Annotated in this window: 17 protein-coding genes; 6 read left to right on the top strand and 11 right to left on the bottom strand. The window is 70.5% G+C overall.

Annotation, left to right across the window (positions count from 1 at the left end; all coding sequences use genetic code 11):
- The first annotated feature begins 44 nt into the window (after nucleotides 1-44).
- On the top strand, nucleotides 45-602 hold the full coding sequence (locus ACEXHE_RS12315) for a DUF2087 domain-containing protein (RefSeq protein ID WP_091698453.1): 558 nt from the start codon (nucleotides 45-47) through the stop codon (nucleotides 600-602).
- A 69-nt stretch (nucleotides 603-671) separates the two neighbouring features.
- Here ACEXHE_RS12315 and ACEXHE_RS12310 read toward each other — a convergent pair whose 3' ends face one another.
- Nucleotides 672-1589 (bottom strand): ArgP/LysG family DNA-binding transcriptional regulator, encoded by a 918-nt coding sequence (locus tag ACEXHE_RS12310; protein ID WP_356969667.1) that lies wholly within the window; start codon nucleotides 1587-1589, stop codon nucleotides 672-674.
- A gap of 70 nt (nucleotides 1590-1659) precedes the next feature.
- Here ACEXHE_RS12310 and ACEXHE_RS12305 point away from each other — a divergent pair, with 70 nt between their 5' ends.
- Nucleotides 1660-2472: a LysE/ArgO family amino acid transporter gene (locus ACEXHE_RS12305; RefSeq protein ID WP_374786004.1), complete on the top strand. Its 813-nt coding sequence runs from the start codon at nucleotides 1660-1662 to the stop codon at nucleotides 2470-2472.
- Between the two features lie 4 nt (nucleotides 2473-2476).
- Here the strand turns inward: ACEXHE_RS12305 and ACEXHE_RS12300 are convergent, their stop codons facing one another.
- A complete protein-coding gene (locus ACEXHE_RS12300; RefSeq protein ID WP_091698449.1) occupies nucleotides 2477-3214 on the bottom strand; it encodes a GyrI-like domain-containing protein in 738 nt (245 codons plus the stop codon).
- Between the two features lie 158 nt (nucleotides 3215-3372).
- On the opposite strand from ACEXHE_RS12300, the gene ACEXHE_RS12295 reads away from it, so the two are divergent.
- On the top strand, nucleotides 3373-4467 hold the full coding sequence (locus ACEXHE_RS12295; protein ID WP_374786003.1) for a hypothetical protein: 1095 nt from the start codon (nucleotides 3373-3375) through the stop codon (nucleotides 4465-4467).
- Between the two features lie 109 nt (nucleotides 4468-4576).
- On the opposite strand, the gene ACEXHE_RS12290 is transcribed toward ACEXHE_RS12295, so the two are convergent.
- Nucleotides 4577-6067, bottom strand: a complete 1491-nt coding sequence (locus tag ACEXHE_RS12290; protein ID WP_374786002.1) for a hypothetical protein — start codon at nucleotides 6065-6067, stop codon at nucleotides 4577-4579.
- A gap of 126 nt (nucleotides 6068-6193) precedes the next feature.
- On the opposite strand from ACEXHE_RS12290, the gene ACEXHE_RS12285 reads away from it, so the two are divergent.
- Both ACEXHE_RS12285 and ACEXHE_RS12280 read left to right on the top strand, forming a co-directional pair.
- A complete protein-coding gene (locus tag ACEXHE_RS12285) occupies nucleotides 6194-6814 on the top strand; it encodes a DinB family protein (protein WP_091698441.1) in 621 nt (206 codons plus the stop codon).
- 9 nt (nucleotides 6815-6823) lie between these two features.
- Entirely contained in the window at nucleotides 6824-7252 is a 429-nt protein-coding gene (locus ACEXHE_RS12280; RefSeq protein ID WP_374786001.1) for an NUDIX domain-containing protein, read from the top strand.
- Nucleotides 7253-7258: 6 nt separating this feature from the next.
- Here ACEXHE_RS12280 and ACEXHE_RS12275 read toward each other — a convergent pair whose 3' ends face one another.
- The gene (locus ACEXHE_RS12275) at nucleotides 7259-9073 is read right to left on the bottom strand and encodes an HNH endonuclease signature motif containing protein (RefSeq protein WP_374786000.1); all 1815 of its coding nucleotides are present in this window, start codon (nucleotides 9071-9073) and stop codon (nucleotides 7259-7261) included.
- Nucleotides 9074-9384: 311 nt separating this feature from the next.
- On the opposite strand from ACEXHE_RS12275, the gene ACEXHE_RS12270 reads away from it, so the two are divergent.
- The gene (locus ACEXHE_RS12270; RefSeq protein ID WP_091698557.1) at nucleotides 9385-11403 is read left to right on the top strand and encodes an ABC transporter ATP-binding protein; all 2019 of its coding nucleotides are present in this window, start codon (nucleotides 9385-9387) and stop codon (nucleotides 11401-11403) included.
- Between the two features lie 80 nt (nucleotides 11404-11483).
- Here the strand turns inward: ACEXHE_RS12270 and ACEXHE_RS12265 are convergent, their stop codons facing one another.
- From ACEXHE_RS12265 to ACEXHE_RS12235, 7 genes are all read right to left on the bottom strand, one after another.
- Nucleotides 11484-12674: an ABC transporter permease gene (locus ACEXHE_RS12265; protein WP_374785999.1), complete on the bottom strand. Its 1191-nt coding sequence runs from the start codon at nucleotides 12672-12674 to the stop codon at nucleotides 11484-11486.
- Nucleotides 12674-13555: an ABC transporter ATP-binding protein gene (locus ACEXHE_RS12260; protein ID WP_374785998.1), complete on the bottom strand. Its 882-nt coding sequence runs from the start codon at nucleotides 13553-13555 to the stop codon at nucleotides 12674-12676. The genes ACEXHE_RS12265 and ACEXHE_RS12260 overlap by 1 nt, the downstream gene beginning before the upstream one ends.
- A gap of 129 nt (nucleotides 13556-13684) precedes the next feature.
- Nucleotides 13685-14479 carry a response regulator gene (locus ACEXHE_RS12255; protein WP_374785997.1) on the bottom strand — a complete coding sequence of 265 codons (795 nt, stop codon included), beginning with the start codon at nucleotides 14477-14479 and terminating at the stop codon, nucleotides 13685-13687.
- Nucleotides 14476-15843, bottom strand: coding sequence for a sensor histidine kinase (locus ACEXHE_RS12250; protein WP_374785996.1), 1368 nt, complete (start codon nucleotides 15841-15843; stop codon nucleotides 14476-14478). The genes ACEXHE_RS12255 and ACEXHE_RS12250 overlap by 4 nt, the downstream gene beginning before the upstream one ends.
- Before the next feature lie 71 nt (nucleotides 15844-15914).
- Nucleotides 15915-16772, bottom strand: a complete 858-nt coding sequence (locus ACEXHE_RS12245) for a VOC family protein (RefSeq protein ID WP_091698425.1) — start codon at nucleotides 16770-16772, stop codon at nucleotides 15915-15917.
- Nucleotides 16773-16953: 181 nt separating this feature from the next.
- Complete coding sequence (locus tag ACEXHE_RS12240) at nucleotides 16954-19587, bottom strand: ABC transporter permease (protein ID WP_374785995.1); 2634 nt, start codon at nucleotides 19585-19587, stop codon at nucleotides 16954-16956.
- A gap of 3 nt (nucleotides 19588-19590) precedes the next feature.
- Nucleotides 19591-20385, bottom strand: coding sequence for an ABC transporter ATP-binding protein (locus ACEXHE_RS12235; protein ID WP_374785994.1), 795 nt, complete (start codon nucleotides 20383-20385; stop codon nucleotides 19591-19593).
- Nucleotides 20386-20499 lie beyond the last annotated feature (114 nt).

The raw sequence follows: 20499 nt of genomic DNA, 5'->3' as shown, positions 1-20499 counted from the left end.
GGCGTGGTCACTTTGTGCCTGGGGGGGTGGGGCAGGATGGTCGGATGAGCAGTTCTGACCCGGCACCCGCACCCGACTGGAAGCCGATCCTCGCCGCCCTGGGCAACGAGGCCGCCCGGACCGTCTTCGCCCACGCCGCCTTGGGCACCCTGGACGCGCAGGCCCGCGCGGCGCTGAACTCCCGGGAGGCCAAGGCCTTGCAGACCTGGCTCTCGCTCGGTGTCCTCACCCAGGTTCCCGACGACGGCCCCGTCACCTCAGCCGGTTCGGTCACCGTGGACGGTGGCCTCCTGCGCGCCACCCTCGCCGCACCCCAGGTGCGGGGCGAGCAGAAGGCGCGGGCCGGCGTCGGGAAGTTCCTGGTGGGCGGTCTGGGACCACGGATCCAGGCCCTGCCGGCGGCTCCGGGGGAGCGGCGCGAGCTGCTGATGTGGGTGCGGGACGCGGCGCTGCGGCCCGGCGAGGTGCTCACTGAGCCGCAGCTGAACGAGCGGCTGCGCGTGTTCCATGAGGACGTCGCCCTGGTTCGCCGGTACCTGGTGGACCACGGACTGCTCGAGCGCACGCCCACCGGTACGCAGTACGCCCTGCCCCGATCATGATCACGCCAACTGGGGTCGGGCTCGGCGTGTCGCAGAGTCTTCTGCGCACGTGATCCGTTGGGTGGCAGCTCAGACCATGTGGCGGGCGGCCTGTTGGACGGCGGCCGTGAGCCGGTCCAGCGCCTCCGTCCCGGCGGACCACCGCTGCCAGTGCAGTTGGACCTGGGCTGCGCCGAGCTCCGGGATCGCCTCCAGCTCAGGGTGGGCGCCCTCTAGCACGCCCGGCGGCAGCTGCCCGTCCGGGAACATGCCCCAGCCCATGCCCAGCTCCACCGCCTGCAGATAGGTCTCCGCGTCGGGGACCACATGACGCGGCGGGTCCAGGGTCAGCCCACGCTCGCGGCCGAGCCGGGCCAGGCGGGAGCGCTGCAGGTTGTCTCGCGTGCCGAAGTCGACCACGGGCATGGCGCCGAAGTCCACGGGCGCCTGCCCGTTGCCGACAGTGTCCCCGGAGCCGCCCGTTCGGTACCGGTCCAGCAGGGCTGAGGCGGCCACGGCGTGGTACCCCATCTCGCCCAGCTCCATGGACACGCAGCCGGACACGGGGGTGGGGCGTTCGGTCACCGCCGCCACCACCGCACCGGAGCGCAGCAGTTCGTGGGTGTGCTCCTGGTCCTCGGTCTGCAGCTGGAGCGCGACATCGTCCCAGGTGGCCGCCTGGCGCAGCACCTCCACGAACCAGGTGGCCAGCGAGTCCACGTTGACCGCCACGCGCAGCACCGTCCGTCCGCCGCTGCCCCGGCCGAGCGAGCGCCGGGCGTCGTCCTCCAGCACCGCCACCTGACGGGCCAGCCGGAGCACGCGGTCCCCGGCCGGCGTGGTGGCCACGGGCACGGTGCGGGTCAGCAGCACCTGGCCCATGTCCTTCTCCAACGCCTTGATCCGTTGGGAGAACGCGGACCCGGAGATGCGCAACAGGTCGGCCGCCGCCTCGAAGGTGCCCTCGTCCACGGCGGCCGCCAGGGCGCGCAGATGATCGGTGTTCATGAAGGAAAGCTTAGGACTCTGAAGGATCTTCACGTGGAGCGGACGCTTCACACCTGTCTACAGTCACGGGGTGACTCCCGTGATGACTGTCTTCCTGACCGGCCTGCTGACCTGCCTCGCCCTGAGCGCGGCGATCGGTGCGCAGAGCGCCTTCGTGCTGCGCCAGGCGATCCGGCGTGAGCATCTGGCCGCCGTGCTGGCGGTCTGCATCGCCGGCGACGCGGTGCTGATCTTCGCGGGCACCGCGGGCGTGGGTGTGGTGACCGACCGCGCCCCGTGGCTGCTGGAGGTGCTGCGGTGGGGCGGCGCGGCGTACCTGGTCTGGTTCGCCCTCAGCTCGTTCCGCTCGGCCTTCACCACCCAGCGGCTGACGGTGGACGTGTCCGACGAGCCGGCAGAGCCCGCCGACGTGTCTGAGTCCGCCGCTCTCGTGGTCCCGCCTGAGGAAATCGAGTCGCCCGCACCGGAGCCGTTCGCCGCTCCGCGCGAGGGTGGGGTCGCCCTCGCCACCCGCACGGACGCCCGACCGGACACCAGCGCCTGGCCGCGCATCACTCCGAGCGTTCAGCGCACCCGGCTCCGGATGCCGCGCCCCGCCCCGCTGCTGCGTGTGATGCTCACCGCGTTCGCCGTGTCCTGGGTGAACCCGCAGGCCATCGTGGACTCCACCGTCATGCTCGGCACTCTGGCGGCCGCCTTCGGACCGGACCGCTGGGCGTATGCCGCGGGGGCCGTCGTCGGGTCAGCCGTGTGGCTGCTCGCGCTGGGACTGGGCGCCCGCGCGCTCGCCCCTGTGCTGGACACGCCGCGCACCTGGAAGGTGATCGACGTGGCCGTGGGCTGCGTGGTGCTGGTGGTCGCGGGCGCCCTGGTGGTGGGCTGACCGGTCAGGCGCCGGGCTCGGAGACCTTGGGGGCGTCCTCGGCGTCGTTCTCGGCGCCGGCTCTCTGCTCAGCCTCGGAGTCGTGCGAGTCGTCTGCGGTGTCCTCGCCCTCGGCGGGTGCCTCTCCGCTGCCCGCCTTCGCTGAGCCGTTCGGATCCTGCTCGGAGACCTCCAGCTCCTCCTCGAGGTGCTCGGCCTCGGCCACCACGGTGGGCTGGACGGGCTGCTGCAGGTGGGTGACCCACTCGTCCATGGGCACGTCCTCGCCGGACTGCAGGTAGACCTCGCGGCTGGGGCCGGACGCCACCCACTCCCCACTCTCGGCGATCCACTGCTCCAACGCCCGCCAGGACTGCCCGATGCTCTGCATGGACCCCCGGTGCGCCAGCACGGCGGCCTCGGTGGCGGGCAGGTCGGCCAGCTGCAGCCCTTCCACCGGGCCCTCGGCGTAGAGGTAGCCCACGGTGAAGCTCAGGCCGTTCTCCGGGTGCTCGGGGTCCATGTCATACACGCTGATGCCGGTGCCGGGCGTGCCTCCTGCGGCGGCGATCTTCTCTGCGGCGGTGCTGAACATCCCGCCGATCACCTCGCCCACCTGGTCCGGGCCGGACAGCTCGGCGGGCACGCCAGCCATGGTGGCGCCCTCCAGCCGGGTGATCTTCACCTCCGGGGACTTCTGCTCGGCCTGCTTCTGCTCAGCCTGCTCGGTCTGCTCCGGCTGCGCGTCTGACTTCTCTGCCACGGCGTCCTCCTGGGGATGTAGGGGTGCGTGGACCGGTGGGGTGGAGCCCGCCGATCTCGGTCTGACTCCAGTCTTCACCACGGACCCCGGCCGGTGAAAGGGGCCACTCTCAGGCATCGGATTTCCGCACTCGCCCAGGTCACCGGGATCATGGACGGGTGACTCCCTCGCACCGTGACGCCGCCAGCAGCTCCGGCCGCACCGATCCAGTCCCTGCCGCACCGGTCCATCTGGGCCTGATCTTCGCCCCGGACCTGGCCGGGCGGTACCAGGAGCACCTGCTGGCCGACCTGCCCGCCCTGCTGGAGTCCCGCTTCCCGGGCGTGCAGTGGACCCTGTCCACCGCGCTGGAGGACCGGGACGATCCGGCCGAGGACGCCCTGGGCCTGCTGGAGGCCACGCGCGACCGCATGCTGGATGAGGGCTGGGACATCGCCGTCGGGATCACCGATGACGTGCTCCGTCAGGGCCGGCACACCTACGCCAAGCAGGTCTCCGCCGTGCACGCGGCGGGCGTGATCTCGGTGCCCGCGCTGGGGGTGACCACCACGCGTGCCCGGGTGGCGGAGGCGGTGGTCAGCGCGGTGGGCGTGGTCTTGGGAGTGGATCCCGACGGCGGCGGCTCACCGGAGGCGGTCGCGGAGAGGGCGCGTCAGCTCGCCACGGATGTGGAGGACCGGCAGGAGGAGAACGTCACCTCCTACACGGCGCGCGTGCTGGGCGGGAACGTGCGGCTGCTGCTGGGCATGGTCCGCACCAACAGGCCGTGGCTGCTGGCCGTGCGACTGTCCAAGTCGTTGACCGTGGCGCTGGCGTCCGGTGTGCTGACCCTGGTCACCACGGACCTGTGGCTGCTCTCCTCCGAGTACTCGCCGCTGCAGATGACGCTGTTGGGCCTGGTGTCCATGGGGGCGGTGACCGGTGCGCTGATCGTGGGCGCCGGGCTGTGGGAGCAGGCGCGCCGGGACGGGGAGCGCGAGCAGGTCACGCTGTTCAATGCGGCCACCGTGCTGACGGTGCTGATCGGGGTGATCGTGCTGCACCTGCTGCTGTTCATCGCCTCTCTGGGCGGGGCGCTGCTGCTGGTGGACGCCGATGTCTTCACGGAGGTCACCGGGGAGGTGGCTGACCTGGGCGAGTACCTGAAGCTGGCCTGGCTGGTGGGCGGACTGGCCACCCTGGGCGGTGCGCTCGGCGCCGGCCTGGAGAACGACGACGTGGTCCGCGCCGCCGCCTACACCCGGTCTGACTGAGGGGGGCTGGCCACCCTGGCACGTGGCCGGGCGCAGTGAGAGGCGGCGGGTTCCCCTCGCATGGGCCCGCCGCCTCCCGGTCTGTGGTGATCCGGATCGGGATCAGCGATCAGTGGTCATGGCCCTCATGACCCTCATCCTCGTGACCCTCGTGACCCTCGTGGTCTGAGTGGTCAGCAGGCTCGGTGCCGGACTCACCGCTGGAACCCTGCTCGTCGGCGTGACCGGTGTGGCCGTCGTCGTGCCCTGCCTTCTGGCCTGAGTCCTTCGCCGCGCCCTCGGCGTTCGGGGTGCTCTCGGCATGACCGGTGACCACCACCATCTCCACCGGGGCCACCGGCAGGTCCAGGGTGCGCTCCACAGTGCCCTGGGCGATGTCCACGACCACGAGCTTCTGCTGCTCGGCGTCGGTGATGTAGGCCAGGCCGTCGGCCGACTTCAGGATGGGGCCGGGCTGCTGCCACTCGGCCTTCTCCTCCCAGGGCTCGATCGCCTTGACCTCGTGGAGGATCTTCCCGGACTCGTCCAGGATGTTCAGCTCGCCGTCGTAGGTCAGAACGAGTGACTCGCCTTCCGGCCCGCGCGCGAGTGAGCGGAACCAGTAGGAGGAGCCCAGGTCCACAGTGGTCAGAGTGTCCTGGACGGAGTCGATCAGCGCGATCTCGGTGGGACGCTCCTGCTCGGCATCGGCGTCCACCTTGTGGTCTCCGAGCACGATGCTGGAGGCCTTGGTGCCGGCCAGGTTGCCCGAACGCTGGTACTCGGTCTCCACCGGGACCTTGTGGAACGCTCCGTCGCGGTACACCACGGGGCCGTTCTCGCAGCCCAAGACCACTGCTTCATCGGCGGCGACGGTCTCGCCGTGCACGCCGGGGCAGTCGGTGGTCTCGGCCAGGACCTTTCCGGACTCGCGCTCCAGGACCTGGACGGTGTTGCGGCCCTCTTCGGTTCCCTGCGTGGTGAGCAGGCTGCCGTCGGTCAGCTCCAGAGCCACGCCGTGGTGCGCGTTCTCGGTGGAAGTCTCCACGGCGCGGGGCATGCCGCTGCGCAGGTGTTCGGAGGTGAAGGTCTGGATGCCGCCGGTGCCGTCGGCGAACAGCGTGGTCTGACCGTTGTGGGTGACCACGTGGCCCGCGGCGGGGGCCGGGAAGGTCACCTCGGTCAGGCCGGGCTCCGAGGAGTAGAAGTGGTGGTGGTCGCCGTGGATCTGGGCGTCGATGCCGGCGTCGTAGACGAGGAACTCATCGCCCGCGGAGACCATCACATGCTGTCCGTCGCCGGCGTTGTTCAGCCTCAGGAACCCCTCGCGCTCCTGTTCGTGCACCACCTCGCCGGTCTCGGCGTCCAGGGTGCTCAGTCCACCCTCATGGGAGAGGACCACGCGCGGCGTGACCGAGGCGACCTCGGACCTCTCGGTGGAGCGCGGGCTGGGGGACTCGGACGGGGCAGTGGAGGCTGATGATCCGGCGGCGGTGGCGGTGGACGATGCTCCAGAGCCGGCACCACCGGCACCGCAGGCGCTGAGGGCGAGTGCGGTGACGGCCAGGCCGACGGTGAGCAGGGGCAGGCGGACAGGGGTGGGTGCGTGTGAATGACTCATGATGGGACGAGGTTACATGCCGATGAGAACGAGTTGCAATAAGCGGCGGGGGGCGGTGTCACCCGTGCTGGAGGAGCGGTCCCCGTGCTCTCCCGCGGCACTCGGACAGGGTGCAGGATGGACCCCATGACTGAATCGCGTCCTGCCCCGTCCGGAACCGATGCCGACGGCGGGGTCAAGGCTGTTCTGCACTGGTATCTGCGGAGGTCGCGGCAGACCCTGCGGTGGAAGCTGGAGGGTCTGACCGAGCGGCAGCTGCGGATGCCGATGACCCCCACGGGCACCAACCTGCTCGGAGTGCTCAAGCACGTGGCCTCGGTGGAGGTCGGCTATTTCACCGAGTGCATGGGGCGACCTACGTCGATCGAGGTGCCCTGGTTCGCCGATGACGCCGAGCCGAACGGGGACATGTATGCCACCGCAGAGGAGTCGCTTGAGCAGGTTCTGGCCTTCGCCGACCGGTGTGCCGCTGAAGCGGATGAGGCGATCGAGGCGCTGGACCTGGATGCATCGGGTCGTGTCCCGTGGTGGTCTCAGCCGGACGTCACGCTGGGCCGTCTGTTGACGCACATGGTGGACGAGTACGCGCGGCACCTGGGGCACGTGGACATCGTTCGAGAGCTCCTCGACGGCCAGGCTGGACTCATGCCGGGGAACTCGAACCTGCCCAGCGGCCACGATTCCGATGATGAGCGGTGGTGGTCCGACTTCACGGGCCGACTGCGTCAGATCGCCGAGCAGTTCTGAGGTCCTGTGGTGAGTGATGGTGCGGTGATCAAGGTCTCCGCCGTGGTGGTGCGGCGCGCGGACGGACAGGTGCTCACGGTGCGCAAGGCCGGGACGGTGATGTTCATGTTCCCCGGCGGCAAGCACGACGGCGGCGAGTCACCTCTGCAGACGGCTCGCCGTGAGCTGGTGGAGGAGACGGGCCTGGCGGTGGCGCTCGAGGAGCTGGATCACCTGGGGGCCTGGGACACGGCCGCGGCCAACGAACCCGGCCGCCTGCTGCACTCCGAAGTGTTCATGGTGCGCCAGCCGCTCACCGAGAGTGAGCGCCCTGTCCCCGCCTCCGAGATCGAGCAGCTGACCTGGATGGATCCGCGCAATCCCGTGGCCCCGGCCGGGTTCAGCATCGCTCCTCTGCTGCTGGAGGTCTTCGAGGACCTGTCTTCTGCCTCCCGCTGACCACGCTCAGGGTCTGAAGACCCTGTTGCGCTGGGGTGTCTGGTGGGGGTCGAGCCAGGGCTCAGGGGTGAACCAGGGGCGGCCCTGATCCATGGTGATGCTCCAGGCGCCGGCGTGAACGGCGTGATGGTGGTGGGAGCAGAGCAGGGCCCCGTTCGCCAGGGAGGTGGGGCCGTCATGGATCCACTCCTGGACGTGGTGGGCTTCGCACCAGGGGGCGGGGATGCGGCACCCCGGTGCGGTGCAGCCGCCGTCGCGGGCGATGATCGCCTGCCGCAGGGGCCCGGTGAAGAACCGCTCGGCCATCCCCACGTCCAGGACCTCTCCCTCGCCGCCGAAGACGACGGGGAGGAGGTCGGCGTCGCAGGCCAGTGCCCGGATGTGGGTGGGGTGGATGGGTCCGAGGAAGGTGGCCTCACTGATCCCACTGGCCTGTCCGGTGCGCAGCACGGTGGTGGGGGCGGGAAAGTCTGGCGGTGGTGAGCCAGGCGGTGAGATCCCGGGCAGTTCGGCCTGGCCTGGCGGACTGATGGTTCCGGGAGAGTCGGATCTCGGCGCTGCCGGGTGTGGACCCACTGATGCGTGGCTGGCCTGCACCTGGCCGAGCAGCTGCTGGTAGTCGATGTGGACCATCACCTGCGGGCGGGTGCCTCCGGTGTTGGGCAGCCCGTTGCCGCTGGTCATGCGCAGCGCACCCTGGAGCGCGGAGATGAGTCCGTTCATCTGCTTCTGGGCCACGCTGCGTGGATCGGTGGGCAGCTGGTGGATCTCACCGGGGTTCTCCGCATCGGGGTCCGGGTCCATGGCCGCTGCCGTGAAGAGGTCCTCGACCGGATCGAAGGGACCACGAGCCCGGGGGTTGGTGGCCGCTTCGGCCACGGTGGTGATGATCTCATGCTCCAGGTCGTCGGCGGTGATCAGCCAACGGTGCAGTCCCTGCCGTTGGCCTTGGTAGAACAGCCCTCGCCGGTGGTCGTAGTCACCGTCCACCGGCTCGTCTCCGTCTGGGTTGAGCACGGACTCGGCCAGCCGAGCCCAGCGGGCGCAGACCCTGCGCACGCCGTCCGGGTCCAGGGTGCGGGCCTCTCCGGTCAGCATCGCTTCACCTTCGGCCAGCACAGTCTCGATCAGCTCCGGTCCGGCTGGTCCCGCCTCGGCCAGGCCGCGGACCTTCTCCATGATCGAGGTGATGTGGTCCGCCGAGGCCCAGGCCACGGCGCGATCGGCGGTGGCCGCCGCCAGTACGGAGTAGGTCGGTTCGGTGGCGGGCTGCCCCAGCGCGGCCGGAGCTGCAGTGAGGTGCCCAGCCCGGCTCAAGCGGGTGCGGGCGGCCTTCAGCTCGATGTTCAGGCTCTGACGCAGGTAGTCCGCTGGGCAGCGGAAGGCGGTCATCCCGGCTGGCATGCCCAGCACCCGGGGCCGGATCGACTGATCGAGGTAGGCGCGTTCGGCATGGCCGGCCAGCTGCATCTGCACCCGGGCCACCGCTCGGCTGATCCGTTCCACGTGCTGGTTGGCCTCCGGCAGCGACGGGGTGGTCACGGGCTCCAGCGGCACGAGTGCAGGCGATGCCTCGGGCTCAGGTGGCGGCAGGTGGGCGCCCCAGTCCGCTCCCGGGTGCTCGGGCACGGTGAGCTGGCGGAACTGATCCACGGCCTCCGGGGCCTCCAGGCGACGGCCCAGCTCGACCAGCGCCGTCTGCGCGCGGTCCATCAGCTCGTGCAGGGACAGCTCCGACAGTGGGCTCGCTGACTCGATGCTGCGCACGGGGATGACGGCCAGGGGCGCGCGGGAGCCTGAGTCGGTCAGCTGTGCCGTCATCCTCACCACCTCTTCCGTGTGAACACCTGTCCGCTGTTCGAAGATATGTTCGACTGCTTCCATTCGACCACGAACCACGGACGGGATAAAGGGCCGGCCGAAATCTGTGGACAGCCACCCGAGACAGGTCACCTGTGCAGGAGTCGACCCCGGGGAATCCACAGGGTGGGGACGGTTTCCGGTGCTCGGCTGGTTCTCCGCCGACGCTCGGTCAGCCACGGATCTTCCCTCTGCCGTCCACCCACCCCACGACCCGCCGGAACGCCACGGGACCAGGAACAATCCACCCCCTCCCGAGGTTGACCACCACCGTGAGATCTCTGGCGCGCATCCTGTCCTTCACCCGCGAACTGACCCCGCTCTACGTGGGGATCGTCGTCGCGGCGGTGATCACGTCTCTGCTCACCCTGGCCGTCCCGTTCATCACCGGCGCCGCCACGGATCAGATCGTCGCCGGGCTCAACGGCAGCCAGACCGTGGACACCACCATCGAGGCCGTCCTCTGGCTGGCCGGGGCCTTCCTGGTGGTCGAGCTGATCTCCACCCTGGTCAGCTCCGTGGGCGGCTACTGGGGCGATGTCATGGCGGCCCGGATGCGCACCATCCTCTCCACCCGCTACTTCGCCCAGCTGCTCGCCCTGCCCCAGCGCTACTTCGACAACGAGCTCACCGGCAAGATCACCTCACGACTGAACCGCTCCATCACCGAGCTGACCCAGTTCCTGAACTTCTTCGCCAACAACGCCTTCACCATGCTGATCACCACGGTGGCAGTCCTGGTCATCTCGGCGATCTACTGGTGGCCCCTGGCGGCGCTGCTGGCCACCATCTTCCCCATCTACATGTGGCTCACCGCCAAGACCTCCGTGCGCTGGCAGGCATTGGAGAAGGAGAAGAACCACGAGGTGGACGTGGCCGCGGGCCGCTTCGCCGAGGTCGTGGCCCAGATGCCGGTGGTGAAGTCCTTCGTCCAGGAGCCGCACGAGCACGCCGGATTCAGCCGGCACTACCACCGCATCATCGGCGTCACCCGCACCCAGTCCCGCTACTGGCACGGGATGGACGCCTGGCGCCGCGCGGCCCTGAACCTGGTGTTCTTCGGCCTGTACGCCCTGATCTTCATCCGCACAGCCACCGGCGAGTTCTCCGTGGGAGACATGGTCATGCTCATCCAACTCATGGCCATGGCCCGCCAGCCGGTCACCTCCATGAGCTACCTCGTGGACGCCTCCCAGCGCGCCATCGCCGGGTCCACCGACTACTTCGAGGTGATGGACCAGCGTCACGACCGCCAGCCCGATCCCCGCATCCTCGCCGCCATCGGTCCGGTGGAACAGACCAACACCACCACCCCGACGACGGCCGCCTCGCCTGACGCATCCGGCTCACCGGAGGCCTCGCCTCACCCGGCCCCCGCCTCCGGCGAGGAGAACGCGTCGGTGCGTGCCGTCGTCGGGAAGCCCTCCTCACCGCGGGCCGAGCTGGAGGTGAGCGATCTGCGCGCGCTGCGGGCCAGCGCAGTGGCCGGGCAGGACGGGCCGGGCAGTCAGGAGGCCGTCCCGGCGGTGGCGTTCCGGGACGTGACGTTCGGGTACGAGGATGGTCCAGACGTGCTGCGGGGCATCTCCTTCCACGTGGGGCAGGGCGAGAAGGTGGCGCTGGTGGGCGAGTCGGGCGGCGGCAAGTCCACGTTGGCCAGCCTGTTGATGGGACTGTATCCGGTGCACTCCGGGGCCGTGGAGGTGTTCGGGGCGGATGTGGACGAGCTGCCCGTCCCGGTCCTGCGTGCAGGAGTGGCCGCCGTGTTCCAGGACCCCTCACTGTTCTCCGGCACCATCCGCGAGAACATCGCCTACGCCCGTCCGGACGCCACGGACGAACAGGTCCGTGCCGCCGCCCGGGTGGCCAACGCGGACCGGTTCGTGGAGCGACTGGAGCAGGGCTACGACTCCCTGATCGGCGAGCGCGGACTGAAGCTCTCCGGCGGCCAGAAGCAGCGGATTGCGGTGGCCCGTGCGGTGCTCAAGGACGCCCCGGTGCTGATCCTGGACGAGGCCACCAGCTCCCTGGACACCCGGTCTGAGCGGCTGGTGCAAGCCGCGCTGGACCAGCTGATGGTGGGCAGGGCCAGCCTGATCGTGGCGCACCGGCTCTCCACCATCGCCGCAGTGGACCGGATCGTCACCCTGCGCGACGGCCAGGTGGATGAGATCGGCGCCCCGGCCGAGCTGGCGGTCTCCGGCGGGATCTACGCGGAGCTGCTGGCCCTGCAGAACCAGGGGACCGAGGCGGCGAAGAAGGCCCTGCAGCAGTACGGGATCGCCGGCTGAGAGCAGTCCGAGGACAGACGGAATCCGGCCGGGTCGCCCGTTCTGGTCGACCCGGCCGGTGTCTTCGGCGGTTCCCCGCATCAGCCCGCCAGGGCCTGCTTCCAGCTGATCCGCTTGCCCGTGCGCAGCACCGAGCGCTCGTACACCCGGGAGGCCAGCCACAGCACCACGGCGGTGGTGGCGAGCAGGATGCCCAGGCTGAGCAGGTGCTCCCACAGCGCGCCCTCACCCAGGTACACGCGCAGCGGCACGGCCACGGGTGCGGAGAACGGGATGAAGGACATGACCCGCAGGATGTCCGGGTTGTTGTTGAACACGATCACCGCGAAGTACGGGAGCATGACCAGCATCATCACTGGGGAGGTGGCCGAGCCGATGTCCTCCGAACGGGACACCAGGGACGCGGCCGCGGCGTACAGGGCGGCGAGCATCACGAAGCCCACGGCGAAGAGCAGCACGAACCACAGGATCGGCATGCCCAGTCCGTCCAGGGGCAGGGTGTCCTGGTTGATCTGCATGCCCAGCAGCGCCGCCGCCGCGAACAGGGCCACCTGACCCAGGGCGATCACCGAGTTGCCGATCACCTTGCCGGCCAGGATCGCCCGGGCCGGCACGGTGGCCAGCAGGATCTCCACGATCCGCGTCTGCTTCTCCTCCACCACCGACTGCGCGATGGTGGCGCCGAACAGGCTCGCCGCCATGAAGAACACCAGTCCGAAGCCCAGCGCGATGAAGTACACCAGCATGGGGTTGGGGGCGTTGGGGTCCAGCAGCTCCACGGCCGGGGACTGCGAGAGCGCCTGCACCAGTCCGGTGGGCACGTCCCGCTCAGCGATCACGGTCAGGCCGGTGGGAGAGTCACCGGAGGGCACGACGGCGGCGCTCGCCTCCCCGGACTCCACGGCGGCTCGCGCTGCCTCGGCAGAGTCGACGGGCATCGCCTCGACGTCGTCGCCCAGGGCGGCCACCTCGGACTGGGAGGCGGTGGTCACGGCCACGGTCTCCGTGGAGGAGAACGCGTCCGAGAGGCGGGGCAGGACCAGCGAGCCCAGCAGGATGCCGCCGAGCATGATGGCGGTGGTGATGATGAACGCCTTGGAGGCCAGGCGCACCCGGATCTCGCGTCCGGACACCACCCCGACCGCCTGCCAGAACGGCGTGCGGCGCAGGCCACGGGTGTCGCGCGTGGTGGCGGTGCCGGCGGTGTCCCCGGTGTGCGGTGGGTTCTGTCGGTTCTGCGGGCTCTGCACTGTCTCGGTGCTCGGTGTCATCACTGGATCGTCTCCTTGAAGATCTCGTGCAGGGTGCGGCTGGTCTGGCCGAAGTGGTGGACGGTGCCGCGGCGCTGGGCCTCGGCGAGGACCTGGTTGGCCTGCTCGGGTGAGCTGGCGGCGAACCGCACGCGGCCGCCGTCGAAGGCCTGGACCCGGACTCCGGTGTCCCGCACCCAGCCGGTGTCCGCATCCACATGCAGCTCCCATTCGGGCTCGGTGGCGCTGGCCAGCAGCTCCTGGCGGGTGCCCTGGGCGTGGACCTGACCGCCGGCCAGGATGACCAGCTCGTCGCAGAGCCGCTCCACCACGTCCAGCTGGTGGGAGGAGAACAGCACGGGTGCGCCGGAGTCGGCCACGTCCCGCAGGACCTCCACGGTGGTGTCCACGGCCATCGGATCCAGTCCGGAGAAGGGCTCATCCAGGATCAGGGCAATGGGGTCGTGCACCAGGGCGGCGGCGATCTGTGCGCGCTGCTGGTTGCCCAGGGACAGGTCCTCCAACGGGTCCTTCATCCGCTCGCCCAGGCCGAGGCGCTCCAGCAGCCCCTTCGCGTTGGCAGTGGCCTCCTTCTGGGTCTTGCCGTGCAGGCGGGCCAGGTAGACCAGCTGGTCCAGGATCTGCATCTTGGGGTAGAGGCCGCGCTCCTCGGGCATGTACCCGATGTTCGCGCGGTACCCGGGGGTGATCGGTGCGCCGTCCACCTCCACCGATCCGCTGTCCGGGGTCAGCACGCCCAGGATGATGCGCATGGTGGTGGTCTTGCCGGCACCGTTGCCGCCCACGAACCCGGTCATGCGGCCGGGGCGGATGTCGAAGGAGATGTCCTTCAGGACCCGGTGGTCCCCGAAGGAGCGGTTCACGTCTCTGAGGCTGATCATGCTTCCACGCTAGGCAGGATCAGGGCCGTGGGCCTCCGGCGTGGGGTGGAACTTCGGCCCAGATCAGGATCGCGTCGATCGTGCGCTCTCTCCACCCTGCGGGGGAGGGACGGGTCCCTGACGGGGCGGTCAGGCCCCGACCAGCCCGTTCTCGTACGCCCAGATCACCGCGTGGATCCGATCTCGGGCGCCCAACTTCATCAGCACATTGGACACGTGGGTCTTCACGGTGGCCTCGCCCACCACCAGGTTCGCGGCGATCTCTGCATTGGACCAGCCCCGTGCCAGCAGCAGCAGGATCTCGCTCTCGCGCCCGGTCAATGCCCCACCAGGAGGCACCGGCATGCCCGACGGCGGCTCCGTCACCGGTGCCTCGCCGGTCGCCTCAGGCGTGGCCTCACCGGAGGCGCTGTGCTGAGAGGCGACCGTGGGCTGGGAGGTGCGGGAGCCGTCGTCGGGACGCTGTGCAGGAGCGGGTGCGCCCGGGGTGCTGAAGCGGGCCAGGACCCGGCGGGTGACCTGGGGGTCCAGCAGGGCCTCGCCGCTGCCCAGGACCTGGACGGCGCGGATGAGCTCCTCGGCCTCGGCGGTCTTGAGCAGGAAGCCGCTGGCGCCGGCCTGGAGGGTCTGGAAGAGGAAGTCGTCCCGGTCGAAGGTGGTCAGGATCAGGATGGATCCGCCGACCCCCGAGTCCACCAGCTGGCGGGTGGCCTCGATCCCATCCATCACCGGCATCTGCACGTCCATGCAGATCACGTCCGGGTCCAGCTGCGGGGCCAGGGCCAGCGCCTCGGCGCCGTTGGAGGCCTCGCCGACCACCTCCAAGCCCGTCTCGGACTCCAGGATGGTGCGGAAGCCGGTGCGGATCAGCGGCTGGTCGTCCACCAGCAGGATGCGCAGGTGCGGGGCCGAGGTGCTGGTCATGCGGGGTGTCCTTCGGGGGTCGGGGTGGAGGAGTCTGTGGCGGTCCGGCCCAGGGGTGCGGCACCGCGCGCGGGGACGGCGGCGCGGACCAGCCAGCCGCCGTGGTCGTCGTCGGCCAGGCGCGGACGGGGGCCGGCCTCCAGGGTCCCGCCCACCGAGCCCAGCCTCTCGCGCATGCCCTGCACGCCCATCCCGGTTCCGAGGGGGCGTCCGGCGGGCTGGCCGCGGCCGGTGTCGCTGACCTCCACCTCCACCCGGTCCGGGCGTCCGCGCAGCCGCACCTCCACGGCTGCGAGCGGCCCGGCGTGCTTGCGGGCGTTGGTCAGTGCCTCCTGGATCACGCGGTAGACGGTCAGCTCGGCGGCAGGGGAGAGCTCGGGCAGCTCCTCCACGCGGTGCAGGTGGACCTGCTGGCCCCTCTGGCGAGCCTGCCCGATCAGCTCGTCCAGGTCCTCCAGGGTGGGGGTGCGCTCGTCGGAGTCGTCCCCGGAGCGCAGGGTCTGGACCATGGACTGCAGCTCGACGATCGCCTCCCGCGCCGAGCCCTCCACCCCCTTGAGCTGCTGTTCTGCGGCATCAGGGTCCCGGGTGATCAGGCGCCGACCGGCCGCGGCCTGGATGCCCATGGCGGTGACGTGGTGGGCCACCACATCGTGCAGCTCCCGGGCGATCCGCATCCGCTCCAGCTCCACAGCGTTGCGCCGCAGCTGGTCCTGCTGGTCGCGGATCTCGGCGTGGGCGCGCTCCAGCTCCTCCCGCTCCAGGGCCTGCTGGTACGCGCGGTTGCCGAAGAACCAGGCGGCGGAGAAGTAGGCGATGTTGGTGGCCAGCTGGATGCCCAGCATGGACAGGTATGCGTTGACGCCGCGCTCACCGAACTCCGGGTCATAGAACCCTTGGACAGCCGCGCTCACCAGCCAGGCGGCCATGGCCACGGCGATCACCAGCCGGGTGATGAACGCCCTCCGGCGGTGCGGATCCCAGGCGCCCACCGCGTAGAAGGTCAGGAAGAGCATCACCTGCGAGGCGTACAGCTCGATCCCCACGAACGTGCCCAGCAGGATGTAGCCGGCCGACATCACCACGGCGGAGGAGGCCGGCCACCGGCGGCGCGTGAGGACGGGCAGGGCCAGCAGCGCACTGCACAGGGCCACCCAGGGGACGTCGAGCTGGAAGATGCCCTCGGTCATGCCGGCCCCGGCCATCAGGTAGGTCATCTCCACGGCGGCCAGGGCCAGGATGACCGTCAGGATCAGGTCCTGACGGAACCAGCTCTCCGGCAGGCTGCGGCGGCGGAGGGCCGCAGGCGTGGACTCCGGCGTCGGTTCAGTCGCTTCGGTGGGCAGATCGGTGACAGCTGACACAGTCCCTGACCCTACCCAGGACCGTGCGCCCGGACCTCCCCCGCAGGGCGGAGATGGACCGGGCGAACCCGTCAGGAGGGCAGCTGGACGATCGGGAAGCCGGCGCCCTGGGGGTCCCGGACCACGGCCATCCGACCGTGCGGGGAGTCCACCGGGCCAGCCAGCACCGTGCCGCCCAGCTCCTGGGCCTTCTGCACGGCGGCCTCCAGGTCATCCACTCCGATGTACACGCGCCAGTAGGAGATGGTCCCGGTCGGCAGATAGTTGGTGGCCTCGAGCATGCCGGCGGTGGCCTGCTCCCCGGGGAAGTCCGTGGTGTACCGGGCCGAGAGGTGATCGCCCTGCCACGGGGCCGGCTCCCAGCCGCTGACCTGACGGTAGAAGGAGAGGTGGGTGTCATAGTTCAGGCTCATCAGCTCGAACCACACCGGGGCGCCGTGCCCCGGGCGGGACAGATCCGTGGCCAGCGCCTCGGCGCCGCCGTAGGACTGCCACCAGCCCACCCGGTCGCCGGCCGGGCTGATCGCCACCGCCCGGGCACCCACCTCGCCCACCGGGGTGGGTGCGGTCAGGACCTTGCCGGCCGCAGCCTCCACCGTGGTCATCGTCTCCTGGAGGTCATCCGAGGCGAGGTACACCGTCCAGGTGGGGCGGCCGTCGTCGTGCTGTCCGTTGTGCTGGACCGAGGGCTGGTCTCCCGTGGAGCGCGCCCCGCCCACCACGGCGCCGCCCTCACGCTCGACCACGTGGTAGCCGTCACCGGCCTCGAGATCGCGGAAGCTCCAGCCGAAGAGCTCGCGGTAGAAGTCCTGGTCCGCGGCGACGTCCGGCACCGAGAGGTCGATCCAGACCGGAGAGCCCTCGCGGGGGGCCTGGGCGAGGTCGGTGGTCCCGGAGACCAGGGGTGCTGAGGGGGCGGACTCGGTCATGGCGTGACTCCTGTCATCGGCGGTCGGCGGTCGGCGAAGTGCAGCCTGCTCCCATTGTGTCCACGTCCGTGTCCCAAGTCACAGGTTCAGGTGCGTATGACGGTCCGCCGTCATGCACGAGGGCCGGATGTCCCCGTTCTGAGACATCCGGCCCTCGCAGGCTTTGTGGGCCCGGGTGGGGTCAGGCGGTGGCCAGACCCTGGACGGGGGAGAGTCGGGTGGCGCGGCGGGCCGGGGCCACGGAGGCCAGCAGCCCGGCGCCCACGGAGACCAGCACGATCACGCCCAGCTCCCACCACGGCACGGTGGGCCAGATGGTCCCGCCCACGATCCCGCCGAGCACGGCCTGACCGCCCATCCAGCCGTACAGCGTGCCCAGCGTGCAGCCCAGCACCGCGGCCACCCCGGCGATCAGCACCGCCTCCAGGGCGAGCATCCCGCGCAGTCCCTTCCGGGTCAGCCCCAGGGCCCGCAGCAGCGAGTTCTCCCGGGTCCGCTCGATCGCCGAGAGGGAGAGCGTGTTGGCCACACCGATCAGCGCGATCAGCACCGAGACCGCCAGCAGCGCGGTGACCACCAGCAGCATGCCGTCGATGATCGAGGTGTACAGCAGGCGCAGGGTCAGCGAGCCGGACACGTTGCCCTGGGAGGTCTCCGCCGCCGTGGTCACCTGGCTGGTGATGTCCTGCGCGGAGTCCAGGGTCAGCCCCTCGCCGGTCTTGACCCACACCTCGTGGGGTGCACCGTCCGCTGTCCGCTCCGCAGTGGAGCCGATCTGGGCCGCATCCTCCACGGTCATCACCGGGGCGATGCCGCCGGAGGTGGAGCGGACGGTCTCCAGCTCCACGCTGCCGGACGGGCCGTTCACTCTCAGGGTGTCCGTCTCCACGATCGCCGGCACCAGGATGGTCCCGGGCCGGCCCAGGCGCTGCATCCCGTCACCGTCCAGACCGGCGACGACGGCCCGCAGCTGAGCGGGATCCGCGGCCAGCACGGTGGTCCCGTTCTCGGTGGTCCCGGCTGGGCTGAGCAGGGCGGCATCGGCCACGTCCGGCACGGCGGCCACGCGCTCGCGGGCCTGTTCGGCCTGGACCAGGGCCTGCGTCTCGTACTGCTCGTCCACCAGGGTGACCTGCAGGTCCACGGGGTACTCGTTGGCCATCATGGTGTCCATCTGGTGCTGGGCGGTGCGTCCGCCGGTCAGCATCATGGCCACCAGGGTGGTCCCGATCAGCAGTGCCGCCGCGGTGGAGGCCGTCCGACCCGGGTTGCGCACGGCGTTGAACCGGGCCATCACCCCGGGAACACCGGCCGGACGTGCGGCCACACCGGCCACCTTCACGGCGGCGGGCACGAACAGCACCGCCAGCATCAGCACGCCCAGGAAGGACACGGCACCACCGGCCACCGCCACCAGGATGTTCCCGGTGAAGGACCCCCAGACCAGGGCGGCGGCACCGGCCAGCAGGGCCAGTCCCCCCACCACCAGGCGCACGACGCCGGCCCGGTTGCCCAGCGCTGCATCCTCCCGGGGGCGCATGGCCTCCAGGGGAGAGACGCGAGTGGCCAGGGCGGCTGGGGCAAGCGAGGCGAGCACGGTCAGCAGCACGCCCACCCCCACCGAGATCAGCACGGTGCCGGGATCGACTCCGAAGGTCAGGAAGGAGAAGCCGGGCAGGGCCGAGCCGATGGCGATCAATCCGGCCACGATCCCCGCGGCCAGGGCGAAGCCGATCAGCGAGCCGACCACGCCGATCACTGCAGCCTCCACCAGCACCGAGCCGCGGATCTGGTTCCGGCTGGCCCCCAGGGCGCGCTGCAGGGCCAGGTCGCGAGAGCGCTGGGCCACGAGCACCGAGAAGGTGTTGGAGATGACCAGGGCGGTCACCAGCAGGGCGATCGCCGCGAAGGCCGCCAGCACGTAGACGAAGATGTTCGATCCGGCCATCTGGGCCACCTGTGCCTGGACCTGCTCGTCCGGGGACTTCACGGTGGCGGCGATGCCCTCCCGGTCCAGGGTGGATTGGAGTTGGGCCGTCACCGTTGCCGGGTCTGCCCCGTCCTCGAGGGCGATCAGCACGTACTCGGCGGCGGGCTGGTACGAGATCTCCTCGGTGTCCTCACCAGTCTCGGAGCCGCCCCGGGAGACGGTCTCGATCTGGCGGATCAGCGGGTCGGCCGCACGGATCTGTGAGCTTCCGGCCAGCATTGGGTCCTGGGAGGGCTCGAGCAGGGCCGAGACGGTCACCCGGATGCCGGAGTCGGTGTCATCCGGGGAGCCGGCCAGCAGGAAGGTGGTCTCGCCGACGGAGAGTCCGTGCCGCTGTGCGGTCGCCTGGTCCAGGGCGATCTCGGTGGCGGAGTCCACGGAGGGAAGCTGACCCTCCAGGAGCTGCTCCGGGACCAGCTCCGGGTTCTGCGGCAGGGTGGTGACGGCGGCGAAGTCAGCGGACTCCGAAGCGGTGCCACGCCCCTCCAGGGAGCCGGGGCGCTGCAGACCCACGTAGGTCGACACCGGCGCGAAGGCCTCCTGCACGCCGTCCACGTCGGAGAGGAGCCCGGGGCTGGAGGCGGTGCCGGCGGCGACCGTCATCCGCTGGCCTGTCTCCCACGGGTCCTCAGCGGAGTCGCTGGCGGCCACCACCAGGTCCGAGGTGGAGTAGGTGCTGCCCAGGGAGTTGCGCAGGCTGGCGTTGGAGGAGGAGCCGACCATCAGGGCCGAGGCCAGGAAGGTCACGCCCACGATGATCGCCAGCAGCACCGAGATGTAGCGGCGGGGCTGGTCCCTCAGCTGGGACAGTGCGAGCTTCAGCATGGCTCAGGCCACCCCCAGCTTCGCCAGGGCGGCCAGCACGTTGTCCGGGGTGGGTGAGGTGATCTCGCCGACCAGGCGGCCGTCGTCGAGCAGCACCACCCGGTCCGCGTAGGAGGCGGCGGCCGGGTCATGGGTGACCATGATGATGGTCTGGCCCATCTCCCGGGTGGAGCGGCGCAGCAGGGAGAGCACCTCGGCGCCGGTGGTGGAGTCCAGGTTGCCGGTGGGCTCGTCCCCGAACACCACGTCCGGGCGGGTCAGCAGGGCTCGGGCCACGGCCACTCGCTGCTGCTGTCCGCCGGAGAGCTCATGGGGCTTGTGGGAGAGACGGTCGGTCAGGCCCAGGGTGTCCACGATCGAGTCGAACCACGCGCGGTCCGGCTTCCTTCCGGCCAGCTCCAGGGGCAGCAGGATGTTCTGCTCGGCAGTGAGGGTGGGGACCAGGTTGAAGGCCTGGAAGACGAAGCCCACGCGGTCCCGGCGCAGGCGGGTGAGGTCGGCGTCGCCCAGGCCGGTGATCTCCTGTCCGCCCAGGACGATCTGGCCGGAGTCGGCCGTGTCCAGCCCGGCCAGGCAGTGCATCAGGGTGGACTTGCCGGAGCCGGAGGGGCCCATGATGGCGGTGAACTGACCGGCGGCGAAGTCCACGTCCACGCCGTTCAGCGCCTGGACGGCGGCCTCCCCGCGACCATAGGTCTTGAACAGCCCGCGTGCCGAGACCGCAGGGGCAGACGGTGCAGACGGTGCTGTCGGAGAAGCGGGTGCGGTGGTGGGATCGGTGGTCTGAGAGGCATCCATGCTCCTCAGTGTTCCGCGAGAGGGGGTCTCCGGGGATCGGACCGGGGGCGGGACTCATGGCGAGACACGTCATACCAGGGGATGAACGCCGATAGCATGCCAGTACCCGCCGAG

It is taken from the genome of Micrococcus sp. IITD107 (genome assembly GCF_041927415.1).
Lineage (GTDB): Bacteria > Actinomycetota > Actinomycetes > Actinomycetales > Micrococcaceae > Citricoccus > Citricoccus terreus.
This window is presented reverse-complemented; position numbering and strand designations above follow the sequence as displayed.

Excerpts from the sequence above, each read along its gene's own strand:
- ACEXHE_RS12315 (WP_091698453.1), top strand. The coding sequence starts at position 45 with ATGAGCAGTTCTGACCCGGCACCCGCACCCGACTGGAAGCCGATCCTC.
- ACEXHE_RS12310 (WP_356969667.1), bottom strand. The coding sequence starts at position 1,589 with ATGAACACCGATCATCTGCGCGCCCTGGCGGCCGCCGTGGACGAGGGC.
- ACEXHE_RS12290 (WP_374786002.1), bottom strand. The coding sequence starts at position 6,067 with ATGAGTCATTCACACGCACCCACCCCTGTCCGCCTGCCCCTGCTCACC.
- ACEXHE_RS12285 (WP_091698441.1), top strand. The coding sequence starts at position 6,194 with ATGACTGAATCGCGTCCTGCCCCGTCCGGAACCGATGCCGACGGCGGG.
- ACEXHE_RS12275 (WP_374786000.1), bottom strand. The coding sequence starts at position 9,073 with ATGACGGCACAGCTGACCGACTCAGGCTCCCGCGCGCCCCTGGCCGTC.
- ACEXHE_RS12265 (WP_374785999.1), bottom strand. The coding sequence starts at position 12,674 with ATGACACCGAGCACCGAGACAGTGCAGAGCCCGCAGAACCGACAGAAC.
- ACEXHE_RS12260 (WP_374785998.1), bottom strand. The coding sequence starts at position 13,555 with ATGATCAGCCTCAGAGACGTGAACCGCTCCTTCGGGGACCACCGGGTC.
- ACEXHE_RS12255 (WP_374785997.1), bottom strand. The coding sequence starts at position 14,479 with ATGACCAGCACCTCGGCCCCGCACCTGCGCATCCTGCTGGTGGACGAC.
- ACEXHE_RS12245 (WP_091698425.1), bottom strand. The coding sequence starts at position 16,772 with ATGACCGAGTCCGCCCCCTCAGCACCCCTGGTCTCCGGGACCACCGAC.
- ACEXHE_RS12240 (WP_374785995.1), bottom strand. The coding sequence starts at position 19,587 with ATGCTGAAGCTCGCACTGTCCCAGCTGAGGGACCAGCCCCGCCGCTAC.
- ACEXHE_RS12235 (WP_374785994.1), bottom strand. The coding sequence starts at position 20,385 with ATGGATGCCTCTCAGACCACCGATCCCACCACCGCACCCGCTTCTCCG.